The sequence below is a fragment of the Thiorhodococcus mannitoliphagus genome (assembly GCF_010915725.1).
Lineage (GTDB): Bacteria > Pseudomonadota > Gammaproteobacteria > Chromatiales > Chromatiaceae > Thiorhodococcus > Thiorhodococcus mannitoliphagus.
Window position 1 is genome coordinate 1 of record NZ_JAAIJR010000406.1, and the last position, 702, is coordinate 702.

General features: G+C 51.1%; 1 protein-coding gene. It reads left to right on the plus strand.

Going from position 1 to position 702, the window contains the following annotated elements:
* A partial coding sequence (locus G3480_RS27155) for an IS630 family transposase (RefSeq protein ID WP_164657280.1) occupies positions 1 to 702 on the plus strand: 702 nt, incomplete at both ends.

Here is a 702-nt window from a genome sequence, read left to right on the forward strand (position 1 = left end):
AATTTTCTGAGCAGGATAAAGCGGAGATCAACCAGGCGCGGTTTCACGATCCGGTTCCTTTAATACGAAAACGCATGAGCATTCTCTGGTTCAAGTCGCTCGGTTACCCGCACCATGAAATTGCGACGCTGAGTGGCGCGAGTCCTAATATGGTGACGGCGACGATTCGCCGTTATCAACAAGGTGTCCTCATGCGCGTTCGGGAGCGACGACCCTATCGACCGGAAAGCCAGTTGTATGATCATTACGATCAACTCAGGCGGCATTTTACGCATCATCCGCCGGCCACGATCAAGCAAGCGGCCGCCGATATTCAACGATTGACGGGGCTGAAGCGCAGTCTCGGCAGTGTTCGTGTCTTTTTGATCGCGCTCGGGATGGACCGTCGGAAAGTGGGAATGATGCCCGCAAAAGCCGATCCTGACAAGCAAGAAGAATTTATTATCAATAAGTTAGAGCCAGTGCTGGAGGAAGCCAAGTCAGGCCAGCGCCATGTCTATTTTGTGGATGCCGCGCATTTTGTGCTGGCTCCACTCTTAGGGTTCTTATGGTCATTCACACGGTTCTTTATCAAGGCACCGGCTGGCCGTAAACGTTTTAACGTGCTGGGTGCTTTGAATGCCTGCACGCATGAAATCGTGACCGTCACCAATGATACCTATATTAATGCTTTGAGCGTTTGCAAGCTCCTTCAGAAGTTAT